21 protein-coding genes, 1 other RNA gene and 1 pseudogene are annotated in these 21,080 nt (G+C 24.3%); 4 read left to right on the forward strand and 19 right to left on the reverse strand.

Features of this window, described 5'->3' with window-relative positions; genetic code table 4:
• Positions 1–3: 3 nt before the first annotated feature.
• Positions 4–651 (reverse strand): hypothetical protein, encoded by a 648-nt coding sequence (locus tag AACK81_RS05480; RefSeq protein WP_338960413.1) that lies wholly within the window; start codon positions 649–651, stop codon positions 4–6.
• A gap of 446 nt (positions 652–1,097) precedes the next feature.
• On the opposite strand from AACK81_RS05480, the gene AACK81_RS05485 reads away from it, so the two are divergent.
• Positions 1,098–1,658: a hypothetical protein gene (locus tag AACK81_RS05485; protein WP_338960415.1), complete on the forward strand. Its 561-nt coding sequence runs from the start codon at positions 1,098–1,100 to the stop codon at positions 1,656–1,658.
• A gap of 117 nt (positions 1,659–1,775) precedes the next feature.
• Positions 1,776–2,405, forward strand: coding sequence for a hypothetical protein (locus AACK81_RS05490; RefSeq protein WP_338960417.1), 630 nt, complete (start codon positions 1,776–1,778; stop codon positions 2,403–2,405).
• 71 nt (positions 2,406–2,476) lie between these two features.
• On the opposite strand, the gene AACK81_RS05495 is transcribed toward AACK81_RS05490, so the two are convergent.
• Entirely contained in the window at positions 2,477–2,818 is a 342-nt protein-coding gene (locus AACK81_RS05495; RefSeq protein WP_338960419.1) for a hypothetical protein, read from the reverse strand.
• Between the two features lie 205 nt (positions 2,819–3,023).
• On the opposite strand from AACK81_RS05495, the gene AACK81_RS05500 reads away from it, so the two are divergent.
• The gene (locus AACK81_RS05500; RefSeq protein ID WP_338960421.1) at positions 3,024–3,503 is read left to right on the forward strand and encodes an SDR family oxidoreductase; all 480 of its coding nucleotides are present in this window, start codon (positions 3,024–3,026) and stop codon (positions 3,501–3,503) included.
• Positions 3,460–3,765 carry an SDR family oxidoreductase gene (locus AACK81_RS05505; RefSeq protein WP_338960423.1) on the forward strand — a complete coding sequence of 102 codons (306 nt, stop codon included), beginning with the start codon at positions 3,460–3,462 and terminating at the stop codon, positions 3,763–3,765. Before AACK81_RS05500 ends, AACK81_RS05505 begins: the two co-directional genes overlap by 44 nt.
• A gap of 136 nt (positions 3,766–3,901) precedes the next feature.
• On the opposite strand, the gene AACK81_RS05510 is transcribed toward AACK81_RS05505, so the two are convergent.
• The 17 genes and pseudogenes from AACK81_RS05510 to rnpB form a co-directional block, all read right to left on the reverse strand.
• Positions 3,902–4,432, reverse strand: a complete 531-nt coding sequence (locus AACK81_RS05510; protein WP_338960425.1) for a hypothetical protein — start codon at positions 4,430–4,432, stop codon at positions 3,902–3,904.
• Between the two features lie 584 nt (positions 4,433–5,016).
• Positions 5,017–5,571, reverse strand: a complete 555-nt coding sequence (locus tag AACK81_RS05515) for a hypothetical protein (protein WP_338960427.1) — start codon at positions 5,569–5,571, stop codon at positions 5,017–5,019.
• A 123-nt stretch (positions 5,572–5,694) separates the two neighbouring features.
• Entirely contained in the window at positions 5,695–6,645 is a 951-nt protein-coding gene (locus tag AACK81_RS05520) for an IS30 family transposase (RefSeq protein ID WP_338960236.1), read from the reverse strand.
• Positions 6,646–6,805: 160 nt separating this feature from the next.
• The gene (locus AACK81_RS05525) at positions 6,806–7,612 is read right to left on the reverse strand and encodes an SDR family NAD(P)-dependent oxidoreductase (protein ID WP_252320132.1); all 807 of its coding nucleotides are present in this window, start codon (positions 7,610–7,612) and stop codon (positions 6,806–6,808) included.
• Positions 7,613–7,635: 23 nt separating this feature from the next.
• The gene (gene pgsA, locus AACK81_RS05530; RefSeq protein WP_338960431.1) at positions 7,636–8,277 is read right to left on the reverse strand and encodes a CDP-diacylglycerol--glycerol-3-phosphate 3-phosphatidyltransferase; all 642 of its coding nucleotides are present in this window, start codon (positions 8,275–8,277) and stop codon (positions 7,636–7,638) included.
• A 210-nt stretch (positions 8,278–8,487) separates the two neighbouring features.
• Complete coding sequence (locus tag AACK81_RS05535; RefSeq protein WP_338960433.1) at positions 8,488–10,371, reverse strand: VirD4-like conjugal transfer protein, CD1115 family; 1,884 nt, start codon at positions 10,369–10,371, stop codon at positions 8,488–8,490.
• Positions 10,372–10,416: 45 nt separating this feature from the next.
• Positions 10,417–10,545: a hypothetical protein gene (locus AACK81_RS05540; RefSeq protein WP_255495888.1), complete on the reverse strand. Its 129-nt coding sequence runs from the start codon at positions 10,543–10,545 to the stop codon at positions 10,417–10,419.
• A gap of 34 nt (positions 10,546–10,579) precedes the next feature.
• Positions 10,580–11,923, reverse strand: coding sequence for an Mbov_0396 family ICE element transmembrane protein (locus tag AACK81_RS05545; RefSeq protein WP_338960436.1), 1,344 nt, complete (start codon positions 11,921–11,923; stop codon positions 10,580–10,582).
• Positions 11,924–11,977: 54 nt separating this feature from the next.
• The gene (locus tag AACK81_RS05550; protein ID WP_338960438.1) at positions 11,978–12,280 is read right to left on the reverse strand and encodes a hypothetical protein; all 303 of its coding nucleotides are present in this window, start codon (positions 12,278–12,280) and stop codon (positions 11,978–11,980) included.
• Positions 12,281–12,646: 366 nt separating this feature from the next.
• On the reverse strand, positions 12,647–15,334 hold the full coding sequence (locus tag AACK81_RS05555) for an Mbov_0397 family ICE element conjugal transfer ATPase (protein ID WP_338960440.1): 2,688 nt from the start codon (positions 15,332–15,334) through the stop codon (positions 12,647–12,649).
• Positions 15,315–15,566, reverse strand: coding sequence for a hypothetical protein (locus AACK81_RS05560; RefSeq protein ID WP_174480064.1), 252 nt, complete (start codon positions 15,564–15,566; stop codon positions 15,315–15,317). Before AACK81_RS05560 ends, AACK81_RS05555 begins: the two co-directional genes overlap by 20 nt.
• A gap of 331 nt (positions 15,567–15,897) precedes the next feature.
• The gene (gene ffh / locus AACK81_RS05565) at positions 15,898–17,253 is read right to left on the reverse strand and encodes a signal recognition particle protein (protein ID WP_338960442.1); all 1,356 of its coding nucleotides are present in this window, start codon (positions 17,251–17,253) and stop codon (positions 15,898–15,900) included.
• A 151-nt stretch (positions 17,254–17,404) separates the two neighbouring features.
• Positions 17,405–18,991 carry a ribonuclease Y gene (gene rny, locus AACK81_RS05570; protein WP_338960444.1) on the reverse strand — a complete coding sequence of 529 codons (1,587 nt, stop codon included), beginning with the start codon at positions 18,989–18,991 and terminating at the stop codon, positions 17,405–17,407.
• A 163-nt stretch (positions 18,992–19,154) separates the two neighbouring features.
• Positions 19,155–19,658 carry a recombinase RecA gene (locus tag AACK81_RS05575; protein ID WP_338960446.1) on the reverse strand — a complete coding sequence of 168 codons (504 nt, stop codon included), beginning with the start codon at positions 19,656–19,658 and terminating at the stop codon, positions 19,155–19,157.
• A pseudogene (locus AACK81_RS08870) lies at positions 19,622–20,138 on the reverse strand (hypothetical protein). The gene AACK81_RS05575 and the pseudogene AACK81_RS08870 overlap by 37 nt, the downstream one beginning before the upstream one ends.
• A 53-nt stretch (positions 20,139–20,191) precedes the next feature.
• On the reverse strand, positions 20,192–20,653 hold the full coding sequence (locus AACK81_RS05590) for a CinA family protein (RefSeq protein ID WP_338960450.1): 462 nt from the start codon (positions 20,651–20,653) through the stop codon (positions 20,192–20,194).
• A gap of 48 nt (positions 20,654–20,701) precedes the next feature.
• Positions 20,702–21,051: RNase P RNA component class B (gene rnpB / locus AACK81_RS05595), an RNA gene on the reverse strand.
• Positions 21,052–21,080 lie beyond the last annotated feature (29 nt).

The raw sequence follows: 21,080 nt of genomic DNA on the forward strand, positions 1-21,080 counted from the left end.
TCTCTACTTAATAAATAATATTAATGATAATACTAACACGACTATTAAAATTAAACAAATAATGATAATACTAAATACTGTTAAACTTCATTTATAATTATGCTTAATTTTAATTTTTTGTAATTCATCTTGAAAATTATTATGTTCTTGATTAATTTCTTTTAGTCCTTTATTAAGATCACTATTATTTATTTTATACTTTTTATATTTAAATTCTAAATTTTTAACAAAATTTTTGACATCATGAATTTTACTTTCTAAGTCTTTTTGAAATTCATTTATTTTATTATGCATACTATTAATTAACGTTTGATATTCCAAGTTAGTACTTATTAATGGCACATCAACTATTTCAAAATCAATATTTTCACTATATTTTTTTAAAATATTATTAATATTTTCTAACATATTTTCCAATATTAATTTATCATTATCATCTAAATGTTGTTCATTATTTTTAATAAAATAATTTTCAAAATTAACTAAATTTAAATCAGAATTTAATTTTTGAAAAATTGGCTCAAAATATGATTGATCAATTTTTATTAGTTGCTGATAATAATTTTCTATTTTTTGTTCTTGTTCTCAAAGCTTACTATTTTCTTTAATTTCTTTAGTAATTTGTTCACGTAAACTTTTATACTTTTCCATTCTTGTCATTAAAGCACCCACAAATTAATATTTAAAAAATTCCAATACTGATTTATTTTTAATAGTAATAATAATTTTCTTGATTATAACATAAATATATAAAATCATTATAATATACAAATTTAACTATTGATAATATTGATAATATTTTAAAAAATAATTGTTTTTGCTTAGTTTTGTTTTAAACATTATTAAAATAAAATATTAGAAAAATTTATATTTTTATGTAGGCATTATTTTTTTATTGTATATTCATTTTTTCAATTATAGACTTAAATTAAGATTTACAAAAAATATTTTTATCTAATATCACTTTCACATTATTATAAATATCTTACTATTATCGATATTAAAAATAAAAAAATATTACATTAGGTAAATCTTAATCTTAAAATAAACTAAAACTAAAAATAATAATTTATTTTAGTAACAAAGGAGAATAAAATATGCAAAAAACTACATTTATTTTAGGGCATTTAAAAATTGAACATACAACTACTACTGGAAATACTGATAGTAATAATATTAATGTACTAGATAACGTTGATCCTATTAGTGTGCAAGCTAACTTAAACAGTATGGTTCCATATATTAATCAAATATTAGAAGCTTTACCAGCTACAGAAAAAGTTGCGTTTTTAAAAGATGAACAATATCCAAATGGAACATTCGTATTAGTAACAAGTGCTGGTATAACACCAATTGTACCACAATATTTACTTACTAGACTTCAAGAAACAGCTCCAAAAGCATATATATTAGCACAAAGTCAACAATGAGGATGATCAATTGCTAGTCAAACAGATGTTTCTATTAACGATTTAGAAAATCAATTTGAAGAACATACAAAAAAATGTTTAAATGCATATATAGCTTCAGGAGATGAACTAGATTATAAAATGGATTTCATTTATAAAGTTGTAGCAACCGTACCTAATGCGCCACAAGTAACTGCTAGTTCATCAGTTAAATTCCACTTTACTGTTAAAGCAGTTAAAAAAGCGTAATTAAATAATTTTAGTAATTCATAAAATATAATATTTTTTATATTTTCTTAGTACCTAGGTCAATTTAGTATTACTAAATAACCTAGGTTATATTATTAAATAAAAGGAAAAGTACTAATGAACAATAAAAATATCAATGAAAAAATTAAAATTATAATGAAAACAAAAATAACCAATAACGAAGAAAAAAATGAAAATAAAAATAACACTAATAATAATTATGAAACGGTAAGATATAAAGTACCTGTTTTTGATTTTAATGATGTTAATCAAATTAAAGAAAACTTAAATAGTATGACTATTTATATTACTCAACTTTTAGACTTATCACCACTCACTAGAATATTCTTATTAAAAAATAATGACTATCCAAGTGGAATGTTTGCAGTAAGGGATAGAAAAACAACAACAGAAAAAAAATATAACATTATCGCTGAACAAGTAACATTAGATTATATGCGTAATTTGTTTCAAGCAGCTTATAATCAAGCCAGTATTAATAAAACCTGAGAATGATTCATTAATGATTTAAACAATGTTACTATTCCAAATTTAACAAATTCATTTAAAGAACATTTAGAAAAATGCAGAATAGAAGCAATTTCAGTAGGTAATCAATTTTTAAACTACAAAATGAATTATCCAATAACAATAAAGGTAATGATTGATGGCAAAATTGTTGATGTAACTTCAAGTGAAACTTTTGAATATACTGTCAAAATTGCTGATTTTAATAATAATGATTAGATTCATTAATTAACTAAATAAAAATACATAAATTCTAATAAATATTTATCAAAAATAATGTTATTGTTATTTTACTTCTTAGGAAATTTAAAAATATAATAATTATATAAAAAACAAATTATACTTATAGATAAAAATATAGGAGTTAAAAATATTGTAAAAACAACACCACATCTTACATTTGAAATGTTAAATCAATCATTTAAATTATTATTAAATACATCTAAAATTCCATTTAAATGAGAATACTCTTTATATTTTCCTGCGATTAATCCAAAACCATTAGTGACTAATTCTGTATGACTTCCTATTAACACTTTGCTAGTAAATAAACTTAATCCAATTATCATAAATAAAAACCCAAGAATAATAATTGCTAAAATAAATCAATTAATTTTTTTATAATTTACCATTTTTTACCCCCGTTTCTTCTTTATTTTCTTAAGCAGAGAATTTACAATTACTTAGTTTTGTAAATCATTATTTTTTCTTTAATTTAATATTCATTAATTATACATACATTTATTAAACATTTCTGTTAAAAACAATTTTAATTGCATTAATTATTAAAAATAAAAAAATGATCATTGTTGGTCAATAGTTTAGAGGTGAATACGCATGAAATCAAAAGTTATCGTAATCACAGGGGCTTCTAGTGGTATTGGTATGGAAACAGCTAAGTTATTAGCAAGCGCCGGTCATAAATTAATTTTAGCTGCAAGAAGAGAAGAAAAACTTAAGGCATTAGTTACTAGTATTAAAAATAAAAATGGTGAAGCAAATTATTTAGTAACTGATGTCACCAAACATCATGAGGTAGAAAAACTAGCACAATTTGCAATTAAAACATTTAATAAAATTGATGTTTGAATTAATAATGCAGGAATTATGATACTAACATCTTTAAAACAAAAAAACATTAAAGACTGAGATGAAACAATTGATGTCAATATTAAAGGAACACTTTATGGTATTGCTGCATCATTACCATTAATGTATCAACAAAATTCAGGTCATATCATTAATATTTCATCAATTGCTGGTCATTTTGCTCATGCTGGTGAAAGCAGTTTACTCAGCAACAAAATGAGCAGTTAGAGCAATTAGTGAATCATTAAGAGAAGAAGTAGCAAAGGATAAAACTAATATTAGAATTACAGTAATTTCACCTGGAGCAATCAATACTGAATTATTGAATAGAGTAACTGATAAAGAATTTAGTTCTGAATTTAAAGAATATTATAAAACTTATAGCATATCTGCCGAACGAATAGCACTAACAATAAAACAAGCAATTGAATTACCTGCTGATGCTACTTGAAATGAAATTATTATTAGACCAACCAATGAAATAATGTAAAAATAAAAAAAATAAAGAATATTTATCTAATTTTTGAATTTTAAAATACTTTAGACAATTCTTTATTATTTTTTAATTTTAAAAGAGAGAGAAATTTAATATTAAGAATTTTTATATTTTTAATTGTTTTAAGAAATTATTCTTTCAAAGTATTGTCACTATAACTTACAATTTTATTATTTAAATTTAAATTTTTATTAATACCAATATTGGCAATTGTATTAATACTTGATATTGGTAATGTTTTTACTCTAAAAGATAAATCATGAATTTCAGTTTCATTTAAGACACGAAGTTCTCCATTGATTAAGTATTCATCACCAATTCTAAAGTTTTTAATTCAAATTGCACGATTAAGATCAGCATAACTAATATCTTCCTCGCGAAAACTTAAAATAGAATTATTATTAGATTTTTTCAATTTAATAATAGATAAGTTATCGCCTAATAAGCCTAGGCTTTGCTCATGTTGCTCAATTGAATTTCTAATAATAGGAATTATTAAACATTTTTGATCAGGAGTTTGTGTTCAAATGATAACTGTTTCAAGTTTGCAACCATTACAATATTGATAATTACAATTTATATTTTCACATCTAGTTTCGTTAGTTGTTTTTGTTAATGGCACATTAGCAAAATAAATGCCACAATTTATAATATTATGCATTTAATAAACCTCATTTTCTAAAGTTTTAATAATACTTTTACTATAAACAAACTTAATTACCATAAAAGAGTAAATTTGACCTTAAACTTAATACTTTTAAATTATAATGATATAAATTTTAAAATGTTTTTAATTATTAGTCTGTATAAATTTTGGTTTAAGGGTAAGTGGAATATTAATTTATGAAATTGGAATAGATATTAAATTGAGTTTTTAAACTAAATTAAAGACTCATATCAATAAATTAAAATACAAAACCCTTACATGAAAATTACTCATATAAGGGCATAAAGCCAAATTTACAATTTTAAATTAATTAAACTGATGTTTTGTCCTAAAGTTTTAGGACAAATATATAATAACAAATTTAAACCAAATTACAATAGAATCTCATACTGTATATAATATATTTTGATTAATTACCACTATAAATTTATTATTAATACTTTTAATTAATTTTATATTCTAAATATTATTTATTTTATTTTAAAAAACAAAAAAATAAATAAAAGTAATACTTAAGTACTACTTTTATAATATAATTTCTCTAATTAAGTTAAAAAAATAATATTTTAAACTATAAATTAAAATTCATGCAAATTTAACTTTAAACTAGTAGTAAAATAACCTCTTACAAACTGAGTATCTTTTTCATTATTTGCTGTAACTGTTTCAACACTAACAAATTTAAAAATAAATGCTTTTTGATTTCAATCATAATCGTAACTAACTGTTTGTTGAACTTTATTCATATTTCCTTCATGTGAAATACTATTATCAATAAACTTTGTATCACTAGATACAATAACTGAATTCTTACTTTGATCATTATAATAATAATCTTTTCCATTTATATGAAAATCGACATGACTTTTTATATCAGTTAATTCTATATATTTTAATTTTGAAGGATCACTAAAAAGAACAATAACATTTTTTTCAAAAGTTTTAGTTGTAGTTTCTCCATTATCAGCAAAAATAGGGTATTCAACAATATCAATTTGTTGTATTACATCATGTAAATTATCAACATTTATTAAATTGGAATTTTTTATATATGAATTTAATATCGAAGAAGTTGAAAATATTGATGCTGCTGATAATGCTGCTGTTGTTAACATTGATAAATATTTTTTCATAAATAACACCTCTTTTTTAATAACTTCTTAAAATCTTAAGAAGTTGGATACATCATAAACCTTTCTTTTAAAAAAAACAATAAAAAATATTTATAATAAGCTAAATTGTAAAGGTAAGTGCAACTAAATTATTTTTCTATCCAAATATTCGATTGGTGAAAGATAATTTAGTATTTTTCTTGGTCTTTGGTTTAAAGACAATATAAATTTATGAACTTCATTTTTATTAGTTTTTGAAAAAATAAATTTTTTAGGAAATTTTTCTCTAATTAAACCATTAGTATTTTCATTAGTACCTCTTTGTCAAGGTGAATATGGATTGGCAAAATAAATTTTTATATCTAAATTTTTTTCAAGTTGTTGTCAATTTGAAAATTCTTTGCCACGATCAAAAGTAATAGTTTTAACAATGTTTTTAGGAAGAATTGATAAATAATAACTAACATTTTTATTAATAACTTTAGTAGTTCTGTTTTTAACTAATATTGCTAAAGTAAATCGTGATACTCTTTCAACTAAAGTTATTAAACATGATTTGCTTTTACCTCGTGATGATACTATAGTATCTCCTTCTCAATGACCAAGTGTTATACGATCATTAACATTTATATCTCGTTCTTTAATTGATTTACCATTAAACTTGCCACGATTTTCTTTAGATTTTCGTTTTTTACCTTTTCTTCTTAAATTTTTACTAGTAACTTTATCAAGCATTCCAAAATAAATTCAAGTATAAATTGTTTTAAAACTAATAACTCACTCTTTATGAAAATTTTTAATTCTGCCATAAATTTGTTCAGGTGATCAACCTAATAGTAATTTTTGTTGTACATATTTTACTAAATTCTTATTTTTAAACTTATGAAAACTAATATGTGATTGTTTTCGATTTTCAGCTTTATTTTGTGCAATTAATGAAAAATAATGATTATTATCTTTATTTCTATTAATTTCTCGAATAATAGTACTAATACTTCGATTAAGATTTTTAGCTATTTCACTAATTTTAAATTTAAATTTCAATTGATTCTCAATATAAATCCTTTCATCTATGCCAAGATGTTTATAACTCATATAAAAACTCCTTACTTTTTTCTAAACTAAATTTAGCATTATGAAATTTTTATATGAGAATTTTTTGCAATTTTATTTACTTGCACTTACAAGTATAACTCAGCATAAATAAATGTTTTTTAATAATTTTTACGATTAAAATAAAAAATGAAATTCATTATTAGCGATTTTTTTGATAATTATATACTAATTTAAGTACTGTTTTTAAAGGTAATATTCTAATAATAGTTCTTGTAATTTTATTAGAAATTCCTGTAATAATAAAACTTTTTCTTTTTGTTTTTAAGGCTGTTTGTAAAGACTTTTTAGCATAAGTTTCAGTATCTAAAACTGGTAATAATGAACTATAATGTTCTTTATTTCCTTTACCATTACTACTACGATTTCAAAATTCAGTTTTTAATGGACCTGGACAAATTGTAATTACTCTTACTTTACTTTTTGCTCTTTTTAATTCATAATTAACTGCAACACCTAAACTTCAAACATATGATTTAGAAGCATAATAACTAGCAAAAACAGGCCCTGGACTAAAAGCTGCCATACTTCCAATATTAATAACACGACCATAATTATTTTTACTAAAACGTTGAACAAATAACTTTGTTAAAATATGTAAACAAGAAATATTTAAATTAATCATATTTAATTCTTGTTCTAACATACTATCTGCAAATGTTCCTCAAACACCATAACCAGCATTATTAATAACTACTGTTACATTTAATTCTTTTGATAACTCAAATAATTTATAAATATTTTTTAAATCAGATAAATCTAAATCATAATTTTTAACTTGTAAGTGTGGATACTTATCTGCTAATTCTAATATTTTTTTACTATCACGTGATACCCCTAATACGTGATAACCTTGTGCTAATAATGCTTGACAGTAATAATATCCCAATCCTTTAGACGCTCCTGTAACTACTGCTCACTGATTCAAAACAATTACTTTATTTATCATTTATATTAATACTCCTTTTATTTTTAGATATTAAGCATTTTTTTACTATTTGAACTAATATAATTATAAGCGCTAAAAATACTTAATATTGTAGCAACGTACATTGGTATCATTACTAATTGATTAATTAAGCCATATTGATCATTATTACTATGACCATTAACACTACCCTTTAAAAATCGTCAATTAATAAAAAATAAAATTGTAATTCCTAACATTTGTACTGCTGCCTTTATTCTACCATATTTATCAGCAGCCATTACTGTGCCTTTAGTAGCCAAAATTTGACGAACTACATCAATAATAAAATCACGTAATACCAAAATAACTACCATTCAAACCGGAATTATAGTACCACATGCCATTACAATTAAAACACCATTAGTTAAAAGTTTATCTGCAATTGAATCAAAAAATTTACCAAAAGTTGTTACCTGATTAAATTTTCTTGCTCATCATCCATCAATAAAATCACTAATGGCAGCAATAATAAATAAAATTGCTGCTATTAACCAACTAATTGGTAAACTATAATTATTAATATTAATACTTGTTATTCAAAGATGATAAAAATTATCATTATCTATTGGACCGATAATCATTAAACTAACAATAATTGGAACTAATATTAATCTTATTAAAGAAATAATATTGGGAACATTCATATTTAAAATCCTTTCATATAAGTTTATTTATAATATTTAACATTATTATGTACTTACCTTTTTTAGCATAATTTATAAAAAGTAAAACTTATATTTTTGATCTATTCATGAAATAAGTATATCGTTATTTTCTATATCTATCAATAATATACATTTATATATTAAAATAAATATTCTTTTATATACAATTTCTTAACTATTGTTTGTTTTTTATTTTTCTGATTTTTCTCTTTCGGCAGCAGCTTGTGGATTTTTTCTTTTCTCAATATAATAGAATAAGCCAATATAACTTAAATAATAATCTTTATTAAAATCAATTAAACGTGAAGCATTTGTAACAGTTGCTTGTCCTGCCGGTTTACTTCCTCATTCATAAAACGGAATTAAACGTGTTTTTGCTGGATTATGTTTTGCTAAAAAAATAACAGCAGTATCAAAATCTAATTTCATTAACTCACTACCTGTAATTAATTTTTTACCTTGTAATGATGAATTAATATTATCAGCTTTTTTATCTTTATTACCAGAATGGCTATAATTAATAATTGTTTTTTCACCGAACATATCTGAATATTTATTAGCAGTTTGTAAATCCATAGTTTGCAAAAAAGTATGCAAAATACAGTTATTAAAAATAGTTTCTGCTGTTTCTTTACCATATTTTTGTGTTAATTGTTGTAAATCTTGCATAATCATCATGAAAAAAATATTACGACTTCGTGCAACAGTAATCATTTGTGCCATACTAGCAATCGTTGGTATATTACCAAACTCATCAAATAAAAAGTATAAAGGACGTGGTAATTTAATATCAGGCAAAGTACTTGCATAACGAATTGTATTTTTATATAACTGTGCAATAAACATTGATACAAAAGCATTACGTTCATTACTTTCATCAGGTACAACTAAGAAAACAGCACTTGGTTTTTTTACAATTTCATCTAAATTTATATCATTACTACAACTAATATTTCGCGTCACTGGATCAGTAAATAAACGTAATCCATTAGCAACCATTTGACTAATTGATCCCGCAGTTTCTTCAGCACCTTCTAATGCACCTAAACCAATTTGACGAGCTAAACTATGACTTGGCATTTTTTTTAGAATTTCAACATATCGTTGACGATTAGTAGCAACAATAGCAGCATTTGACATACTAAAGTATTTTAAAGGAACATCAGGTTGATCTTCAAGTTGTTCTAGCATAAATAACATAATTGATTTAACAACTTGCATCGCTGATTGATTTCAAAATTTTTGTTTTGGATCTGATTCAGGAAATAAGGCTTCAACAATATCATTAATTCATGATAATGCCATTGATTCATAAGTAATTGATTCATTTAAAGGATTATTTTCTTTTTTTAAACGCATTGATTCTACATAAAAATCATATACTTTAACAAAAGGATTTCATGAATTAGATACTGATGTATCACGTAAATTAATAACATAAACATAGTAACCATTATCTTTTAATATTTTAGAATGATTTTGAAATAATTCTCCTTTTGGATCAGTAATAACCATTGATGGTTTAATTTTTGATTGGGCATTTAAATATATAGTTGGAATAACTAATTTTTGAGTTTTACCACTTCCTGTTCCCCCAATTACAATATTATGAGCATCAGACTTAATATTAAATTGGACACCACCAATTTTAGTCTTTGTTGTTTGAACAACAATACCGTAATCATTTTCAACAGTTTTTGATAAAGGAAAGGTATTAGCAATTTCAGTGGGTGTTAATCAAGCAGCAGATCCATACACTTTATTTTTTGAATCACGTAAAAAGCGACTTTTATTATGAGTTTCAAGATAAATTTTATATTTATGAATCATAAAGTAAGATAATAAAACTGAAAATTCAATAAGAAATAGAATTAAAAATATTAATCAATAATTAATAACATCCTGTATTAAAAATTTAAGTGTAAATGGTTGTTGATTATCTCCACTATGAGAAAACATGTTACGAACAAAGACTAAAGCATAAACTAATAAAGTATTTATTAATACTAAAAAGGGTATAACAATTATAATTACTTCTGGTAGTACTCATTTTTTTTGACGAATAAATTTCATTTTTATGTTCCTTTATTTTTTATATATTTTATAATAATTTATATTTTACCCATATTGAGAAATAACACCAGCAATACCTGATATTATTAATAATAAAATACCAATAGTTACATTACGTCTTCAACGATAACTTTTTTTCTTTTTAAATTCATTTTTTGTTTTTTTAAATTTCATGATTATTTCTCCAAGATTTTAATATTTTACTTTTTTATTCATCAGAATCTCCTCTTCTTGCATTCTTTCTAATATTATTTAAATTTACAACAGGTTCTTTAAAAGCAGCATTAGCCATATTTTTTAATCCAACAAAGGGACTTTTTAAATTATTTTTTGTATCTTGTCATTTAGTACCATGATCATTAGAATTTTGAAATTTACCAATTCCTTTAGCAACTCCTTTAGTACCTTTACCTAAATAACCCGTGATACCATTTTTTAATAGTCCATTTGCTTTCTTTTCGCTACCATCAGGATTTCTTCCATCTTTAGCACCACCAAATGCAATTTGTTTTCCAAGTTTTAATGCACCAGCACCACCGGCTGCAAGGCTAGCAAAAGTACGAGCTTTACCCATAATATTTCCAGCAATAGCTGCTCCATTAGAATCAATAGCACTTTGTACACCTAAGTTTTGTGTTACTAAGTGATTAATAATTTTTTGAGTTCTTAAACAACTAATAGCACCGGCTGTACAAAATAATGTATATAGAACTTGTTTTTCAAGTCAACTAAAATTAGTATTATTAGTAATATCTACTATTGCTTTTGGTAATATTTCAAGAAATATATAAATAGGTAACATCGTTCCTGGACCAATAATAAACTTACCTATTACCATTTCTTTTCAAACACCCAATCTTTTTCCTTGATCAACAGGCATTATAGCGGCAACAATTGGTGATATTGAAAATAAAAGTAATAAATCAATAATTCTTTCAACCAATGTCATTGATGCAACAAATAATACATATAAAGTAAATCACACCGCAACAATTTCAAGAATAAAGTTTCAATGTTTTAAATACGAAATATCAGGCATTGAAAAAACACCATTAGGATGCAAAGAACTATCATAATCAGGAGCACCAATACCTCATAATAAATCAGCTAAACTAGCATTTTTTCCTAAAGCTGTAATTTGTAAAACTGCCAATAATCCTGTCATTAGATAATTTATAGCACTCATAAAAAATGGAATGAAAACAATTACTAAAAAAGCTAAAAATGTATTTTTTATAGCTTTACCTAGTTTTTCTCTAATTGTATGTGTTTCAGTAAATTGGATAATAATTAATTGCATAATAAACATAATAAGTATTACACCAATTGAAACAACAGCTAATACTGAAAAAAATATTGGTAAGTTTTTACTATTAAGTGGATCTTCATTAAATTTTCCAAAAATTAAATTAGTTATTGCATCAGTTGTTAAATAATCAAATATACCATGTGGTCTTAATAAAACAGCAATTAAATATAATGGTCCTTGAATGAAAATAAGTCAAGGTATAAATAATAAAGCTCCTACTATAATATCTGTTAGTCAATCCATATTTTCATCTCTTTTCTCTTCATAACTTAATATCAAGTTAATATATAACTTTCTTTAGTTAGTAGGAAGAATATTTGGATTACCACCAAAGGCCTGCACAAGAGCAATTATTATTGCTGATGCAGTAATACCAATAATTGGTGCAATTAATGTATACATAAACGCTTTTTTAATCTCACTTCTACGTTGTGGATCATCACCAGCAGCCGCTAAATCTTTTGCCAATATAATTATTTTAAAAACACTAAATGCAATTAAAGCAGCAATTAGCAATCCTGCAACTGCCGAAACATAAGGTTTTGCTACATCAATGATTTTATTTATATCAGGTCCATCTGATAGATAATTAAAAATCATAAGTTTTTCCTCCTTAAATAATAAAAAAATAAAATTATTTACTAATCAAAATTGTTTATAAAGCATGAATTTATCTAATAATATAATAAACCCTATTTTACTCCTTAAAGAGATAAATTAGGACTTACAGTCAAATTCATATGTTATAAATAATGTTGATACACATTAATTATAGTTGGTTTTAAAATAAAGTAAATAAAAATTTTCAATTTTATCAACTTATTTTTTATTATTTTATAAAATTTATTATTTAAATAAAATCATATTAATAAAACTTATAAGTTTTATTAATATGAAAGTATCTTTATTTAATTTAAAAATAAATTAACAATTATTGATGAAATCGATAATGTATAAAAAAATATACTAATTTTCAATTTCTTTATTTTTTATATTTTTAATTGCTTGTTTTTCAGCATCACTAACATTAATATTTAAACACATACGATATAAACTAGAAATAGCAAAAAGACATTCACCAACTTTAGCACGAGCAATAAAATCAGTTTCATTAGCAGAAATGCCACCATATGAAGAATACAATTCATTTAATGCTGCTAAATCATGAGGTTGTAAGTTTAATACTTTTAAATATTGACTTGAGTTAATAATAGCAGTAGTATATTTTTTAATTTCTTCAGAACCAAGAAAATCGTTAATATTTTGTGTAATAATATTTATCATACCTGTATACTTACGAATTCTCTTAACAATTTGATACATAAATAATAATGCTGCTGGAAATTCTTTATCAATAAGTAAATGGGCTTCATCAATAGTAATTGAAATTCATTGTTGTTTATTATTAATTTCATTATCATTTTTATTCTTTCGTACTTCATTTTCAATATATTTCAAAATTAAAAACATTTGAGCGTTAACTAAACGTTTATTCCCTGATTGCGTTAAAGTATATAAATCATAAACTTGTAATAAACTACTGCTATTAATATTAGTATGAGCATTTCATAAATTAGCATCAGTACCACCAGTTGCAAATCTTGATAATATAATTAGTAAATTTTTTAATTCATTTTTACTTCTAATCTCTTCTTCTTTAACCATATCAGATTCAATAATATCATATAAATCTTGAAAAATTGGAAATTGATTTGGTTTTAATAAATGAATTTTTGTTCGAGAAGTAATACCAAATTTTTCATACATTAAATTTACATAAATCATTAATAAACTTGATTCATTTCTCGTTAATCCACCAGTAGCAACGTTTAAAAATTGTTCTAAGAATTGCATATGTGGTGCTAAAATATCACGAGTATTATTATCATTAGTATTATCATCACTCAGTGCCAATGTAATTTGAAATGGATTAATATTGCCAGAAGAACCATCACCAACATCAATTCAACTTCCATCATGATAATTACATAAATCGCGATATTCACGTTCAGGATCAATAACAATTACTTTATGACCAAGCATAATTTGATAATTTACTTCTTTTTTAGAAGTATAAGATTTTCCTGAACCACTAGTACCAATAATTAGTTGATTATGATTTTTACGAGTACTACTTTTAGTTCTTTGATCAAAAAATACTTTATTACCACTTTCATTAAATCCAAGAAATAATCCTTGTTTATCATTTAATTCTTGATTTAAAAAAGGAAAACTAGCACCTATTGTTAAACATGGCATTTCGTGACCTGTTTCTTTAAATCAATCAGCACTATCTGGCATTACTGATAAAAAAGCTTCTAATTGACGATAATATAATTTATCAAACTTCATATTATTATTTTTTATTTCGTATTCGGCAGTACTAATATTTTGTTTAAGTTGCTTACGATCAGCACCATTAATTAACAAATACATATTAGTATTAAATATTTTTTCACCACCACCAGCAATTTGATCTAATAATTCATTTAATGATTGATAATGATAATCATAATCTCTTCGTTCTGATAATGATTTTGTCATAAAATTTAAAGTTGCTAAATTTTGCATAGCTTTATTCAATTGTTTTTTAGCACTTTCTTCACTGATACTATTAAAAGTAAAGATTAAACTAGTATTAGGAATATTTACTAAATTTGCTAATCAGACTGCTGAAACTTCAAATGGATAATCATATATGTTATAAACAGTTTGAAAACAATTAGCAAATTCTAAATTATTCTTATGAACTAATAATTCTTTAATCGCCAAATCATTAGTTAAATCTTTACTTTTAACAGTTTCTTCTTTTTTTGTAGTAAACATTTCTTCTAAGGAAGCATTTTCATTAGAATTTATTAATTTACTATAAACAACCATCATTTCAAAACAATTAATATCACTAGCTTTAACACCACTACGACTGATATAATTTTTAAAAGCATTTACTTCTTCTTTTAATTTTTCTTGATTTGATGAATAAAAAAATAAGTAAAAAAATGGTTGCGTCATTTCATTTTGATTTTGAATTTCATTATTAGCATTAATTGCTGATATCATTTGAAATTTTCTTGCTAATTTTGCTTTTTCACTAATATTTTCTAAATCAATTTTTTCGAGTTGTTCTTTATAAAAATTAGTTTGTACAGTTATATCTAAAGGCATATCAATCTTTATTAAAGACATAGAAATATTAATAATTTTAAAAGCTGCAGCTAAATCTTTAATTTTATTTGAGGCTTCTTCATTAGATAATAATGTAATATTAAAACCCTCCAATAATAAAGCTCTAGTATAATTTGTATTTTTCACATTTAATTGCATCACATTCTTACTAATAATTTTTTTAAATGGTACTAATATTTGTGAATTTTTTTCAGATTTATAATAACGATTTTTACTATGAAATTTAAATCATAATAAAATAATTTCTCATCCTTTTTTTCTTGGCTGTCAATAAAAAGTAAGCGGAATAGTAGCACAACCAACTAAAATAACAGCTAATATTTTAAAAATAATATCAATTTGCAACAATAAAATAATAATTGAAGCAAATCCAACTACCATTAAAATAATTAATAAATCAATTAAACCAACACTTCTCCAAATTTGTAATTTTACAAATTTAATAGTTTTAGGAATTAAAAATTTCATTTATCTTTTCTTTTGAAATTTCATTAGAATTTAGCGCTGAATTTGGTTTACTGTTTATTTTCTCTATCTTTATACTATTAACACGCTTCTTAAAGCCACAACGACTGCAATTAACTTGAATATTTATTCCTTCTAAGTAATCAGCTATCAAAATTACTCTACCACATCGATAGCAAGCAAAAGAATTTTGTGGCTTTTGAGCTAATCGAACAGATGTATACGTATCTTTCATAATCATTGTCTCCTAACCGAATTTAATTTGTTTACTAAACACAATTCAAAGTTATCTTGTTCCCTAAATATTATTAAGCAACTGAAAAAGAAAAAATAAATTTTTGTTATATTTTTAATTTAAAATAACCCACTATTTAAACACTATTTTCTTTTTAAAATCTAGTTTTACTTTAAAAAATAAATTAAATTTTTAAAAACAAAGAAGAAAATTTAAAAAAATTTTAATAAAATAATATCTATAAAAACTCAAAAAATCAAAGTTTTATACATTTCTTGAGTTAAATAAATTTTAACAAATTAACAAAAAAAAACAAATTTTTTTTATTTTTCTAACTTTTTATTAACTTATCTAATCCTGGAATATTTGGCATTTCTCCTTTTTTAATCTGACCAGCAATTTGATCCATAACTTTTTTAGTTTTTTCAAATTGGTTTAACACTTTATTTAATTCTTTTTCTGAACGACCTGAGCCTTTTAATACTCTTGCTTTTCTAGTTGGATAACGTAAAATTTGTGGCTTTTCACGTTCTTGAGCAGTTGTTGAAGCAATAATATATTCTGCTATTTTTAAATCAGTTTCAGCATCACTAATTTTAGCATCACTAATTTTAGCAGACATACCAGGAATCATTTTTACAAGTGATCCCAATTTACCCATTTTTTGAATTTGCTTCATTTGATTAACAAGGTCATTCAAATCAAATTGACCTAACATCATTCTATTCATAGTTTCTTCAACATCACGAGTTGAAACTATACTTTCGGCCTTCTCCATTAATGTAGTAAGATCACCCATTCCTAAAATACGTTCTGCCATTCTTTCTGGATAAAAAACCTCTAAATCAGTTACCTTTTCACCCATTCCTAAGAACTTAACAGGAATCTTTGTTAAATAAGAAATTGAAAGAGCTGAACCACCCTTAGCAGTACCATCTAATTTAGTGACTATGCTTCCAGTAATAGGAATAGTATTATTAAACTCAATAGCAACATTAATTATATCTTGTCCTGCCATACCATCACAAACAAGTAAAACTTCTTTTGGTGAAGTAATTTTTCTTATTTCTGCTAGTTCTTGCATTAATTTTTCATCAATGTGTAATCTTCCAGCTGTATCAATTAATATTACATCAAACTTATTTTTATTAGCATATATTTGAGCATTTTTAACAATATTAGTAGGGGTTTCATTTTTTTGGGAAAAAACTTCAATATTCAATTGTTTTCCTAAAACTTTTAATTGTTCAACAGCAGCTGGACGATAAATATCTCCTGCAACTAGTAAACATTTTTTTTGATATTTATCTGTTAACAACTTTGCTAGTTTAGATATTGTTGTTGTTTTACCAGAACCTTGTAAACCAACTATCATAATAACAGTAGGATTAGTAGATAAATCTAATTCAACATTCTTAGTACCCATAATCTTTGTTAATTCATCATGAATAATTTTAATTAACATTTCTTTTTGATCTAAGCCTTCTTTAATAAATTCACCTTTTGCTTTATTAATAATTTCATTAGTTAAAGTTTTAACCACCCTAAAATTAACATCAGCCTCTAACAAAATTAATCTGAATTCTTTAATTGTTGCTTCCATATTTTCCATGGTTAAAGTTTTTTTACTTAAATTTTTTTCTAATGTTTTTTGTACTTTTTTTGACATAATGTCAGCAAAACTCATATTTATATTCTCCTCTATTTTTAAGACTATATTATTTTAACATTAAAATAATAATGAAAAAATAAATTAAGCATAAAAAATAAATATTTGAATTAACAAATTATATATTTTATAAAGTTAAAAGAGAACCTAAGGGTTCTCTAAAAAACAATTAATTAATTAAAAAATTAATTAATTCTGTTGCTCTTACTTCACGAATAACAGTAATATGAATATCGCCTGGTATTGTAATCATTTGTTCTAATTTTTGTTTTAAGTTTCTTGCTAATATATAAGCATCAAAATCATTAATAACTTTAGGATCAACAATAACTCTAATTTGTCTTCCGGCCTGAACAGCATATGCTTTTTCTACGCCTTTAACAGATTTACACAAATCTTCAATTTCTTTAATTCTAGTTATAAATTCTTCTAATGAATTATTTCTTGAACCAGGTCTAGCTGCTGATAATGTATCAGCAGCTGAAACTAAAGAAGAATAAACATTATCTTTTGCAACATCACCATGATGAGAATGAATAGCATTAATAATAATATCACTTTCACCATATTTTTTTGCTAAAATCACACCATTATAAACATGTGAACCTTCTAATTCATAATCAGCGGCTTTACCAATATCATGTAATAAACCAGCACGTTTTGCAATATTAACATCTAAACCCAATTCAGCTGCCATTGCTCCTGCAAGTTTGGCAACTTCAAAGGAATGCAATAAAACATTTTGACCATAACTTGTACGATATTTTAATCTTCCAATATAAGATACTAACTCTGGTTCAAAACCAGTTAATTTTAACTCATCAATAATTTTTTTACCATCAACTTTAAAACCTTCATTTAATTCCTGCTCATGAAATCTCAAGATTTCTTCAATTCTAATTGGATGAATTCTTCCATCTTTAACTAAATCTTCTAAAGCTCTAGTTGCAATTTCTCTTCTGATCAGATTAAATGAAGAAATTTGAATTGTTTCTGGCGTATCATCAATGATAATATCTACACCTGCTGTTAACTCAAAAGATTTAATATTTCTACCCTCTTTACCAATAATTCTGCCTTTCATTTCTTCATTAGGCAACTTAACGTATGATACTGACTTATCAACAATAAAATTACTTGCATAACGTTCTATTGCTTCACTAACAATATTATTGGCTAACTCTTTAGATTGAAGTTTAATATTATATTCATGATTTTTAATAATTTTATTAAATTCTAATGATAATTTTTCTTTTAATTTACTAAACAATTCATCTTTTGCTTCATTTCGACTCATACCAGAAATTTTTTCTAATTCCATAATAATTTGATCAATTTTTTGATGATATTCTAATTTAACATTTTTTACAATTTCACGTTGATGATAAAGATTTTGTGTTTGTGTTTCAATTATTTCTTCACGTTCACTTAATTTGCGTTCTCTTTTATTTAAAAGTTTCTCATATTCTAAATTTTGTTCTTTACGATATTCAATCTCTAAATACAAATCTTTTTTCATTTTACTTATTTCAATTTTTGCATCGGCTCTTGAGGATTGAATTAATTTTTGAGATTCTTTTTCTCTCTTTAAAATATTAGTAAAACTTTGTTGTTCTTTAATTTTTAAATACATTTTTCTAATTAGAAATCCAGCAATTATCCCTACTATCATTGCTAGAAAAATTGATATACCTACTCACATTCCAAACTGTTGACTACTTATATTTGATAATATAGCTAACATATTTTTTTCCATTTATATTTCTCTCCTTGCTGTAAAACACCTACAAGAAAAAGAATCATTACACTCAAAAACTTAAATAAAATTAAAATTTTATATTTTTCTTCTTTAATATCTACACACAAATAAGTAGGATAATAATCCTACATTAATTTTAGCATGTTTTAAATATTAATATTTAAAACTTGATTCGTTCCTTAATTTGTTCTAAAAGAAAAGTATTTGCTTCTAAACTTTCTTTTGCTTTTATTTTTCCTTGTCCTAATTTTACATCTTCATAAGTGTATCAGCCACCAGATTTATTAATAACTTCTTTCTCAACAGCAATTGTAATGATTTCACTAATTTTTGAAAATCCTTCTTCAAAACAAAAATCAAGACTTGTTGTTTTAAATGGTGGTGCTACTTTATTTTTTACAACTTTTATTTTTATTTTATGACCAATTATTTGATTACTTTTGATTAATTGTTCACCTTTACGTACTTCTAGTCTAATTGTACTATAAAAACGTAATGCTTTTCCTCCGGGTGTTATTTCAGGATTACCATATATAATACCAACTTTTTCTCGAATTTGATTAATAAATAAAACAATACAATTAGTTTTTGCGATATTTCCACTAATTTTTCGTAATGCCTTAGACATTAATCGCGCTTGAGCACCAATTGTTTGATCATTCATATCACCATCAAAAGTTCAATTTGTGGAACTAATGCAGCTACTGAATCAACAACAATCATATCTAAAGCCTCTGATTTAACAAGAATATCTAGTATTTCTAATGCTTGTACTCCTGAATCTGGTTGTGTAATTAATAAACGACTAATATCAACACCTAATTTTTGACTATATTGACGATCTAATGCATGTTCAGCATCTATAAATTATTCTACCATTTTGTTTTTGAACTTCTGCTAAAGCCATTAATGCTAATGTAGTTTTACCTGCAGATTCTGGTCCATAAACTTCAATAATACGACCTTTTGGAAAACCTTTAACACCTAAAATATCATCTAATAATATACTTCCTGAACTAATAACTTCAATATCGCCAATACCACTATCACTTAGTAACATAATAGCACCTTTGCCAAATTCTTTTTCAATTTGCTTAATGGCCTTTTCTAATAATTGCTCTTTTTCTTTAATGTTTATTTCCATAAAATCACCCTATAAAATATTAATAACTCTGTAAGATAATTCCTTTTTAAATTTTAAAAACTTAATAAATTTTTTTTAAAAATAACTACTGCTTTTGCTACTATAGTTGATCTAATTTCGTTTCTATTACCTGAAATATTTAACACTTCACATCAAACATTATTATTGATAACAATACCTACATATACTAAACCAACCGGTTTATTTTCTAGAGCATTAGGTCCTGCATTTCCAGTAAAACTAATAGCAATATTTGTTTTTAAAATTTTTTGTGTATTTAAAGCCATTTCTATAGCACATTGTTTACTTATTACACCATATTTTTCAATGGTTGTTTTTTTAATTTTAACAATATTGATTTTTGATTCATTAGTATACGTTATAAAACCACCACTAAAATATTTAGAAGCACCAGCAATACTAGTAATCTCTTGAGCAAAAAGTCCACCAGTAATACTTTCACAACAACTAATTCTAAAATTAAATTTATCTAATAAAACTAAAAGTTCAGTCATTTTCAAACCTTCAATCAAATAATTTACAATACAAAAAAAGAATAAAAAAATCATAAGCCACGTTCTGTTCTTGCTTCTTGCAAGTGCTAACCATTTATCTACTATTGTAAACAATAGTTCGGTTTATTATTCATTTCTAATAAACCAATGCCCCTACCTAAATTTGGGTTTCTCGCTTGTGGGGTTTATCTCGTTCCAGCTTTTAAGTTTCCTTAAAACTCGTCTCTATGACACTTTTATAGACTAGAACCTTATTTAATAAAAAACTTAGGTTTTTGTCAGCCGTCAGAATTACTGCTTAGAGTTATCGTTTTCTCTAACACAAACATTACTTTCATCACAGAAAGTGCGAGCATGGACTTTCCTCTACATACTAATGCAGCGATTAGCTCATTTTTTATTCTTTTAGAAGAAAATTATAACATAT

The organism is Spiroplasma endosymbiont of Lasioglossum villosulum (assembly GCF_964020195.1).
In the GTDB taxonomy this organism is placed as follows: domain Bacteria; phylum Bacillota_I; class Bacilli_A; order Mycoplasmatales; family VBWQ01; genus Spiroplasma_E; species Spiroplasma_E ixodetis_A.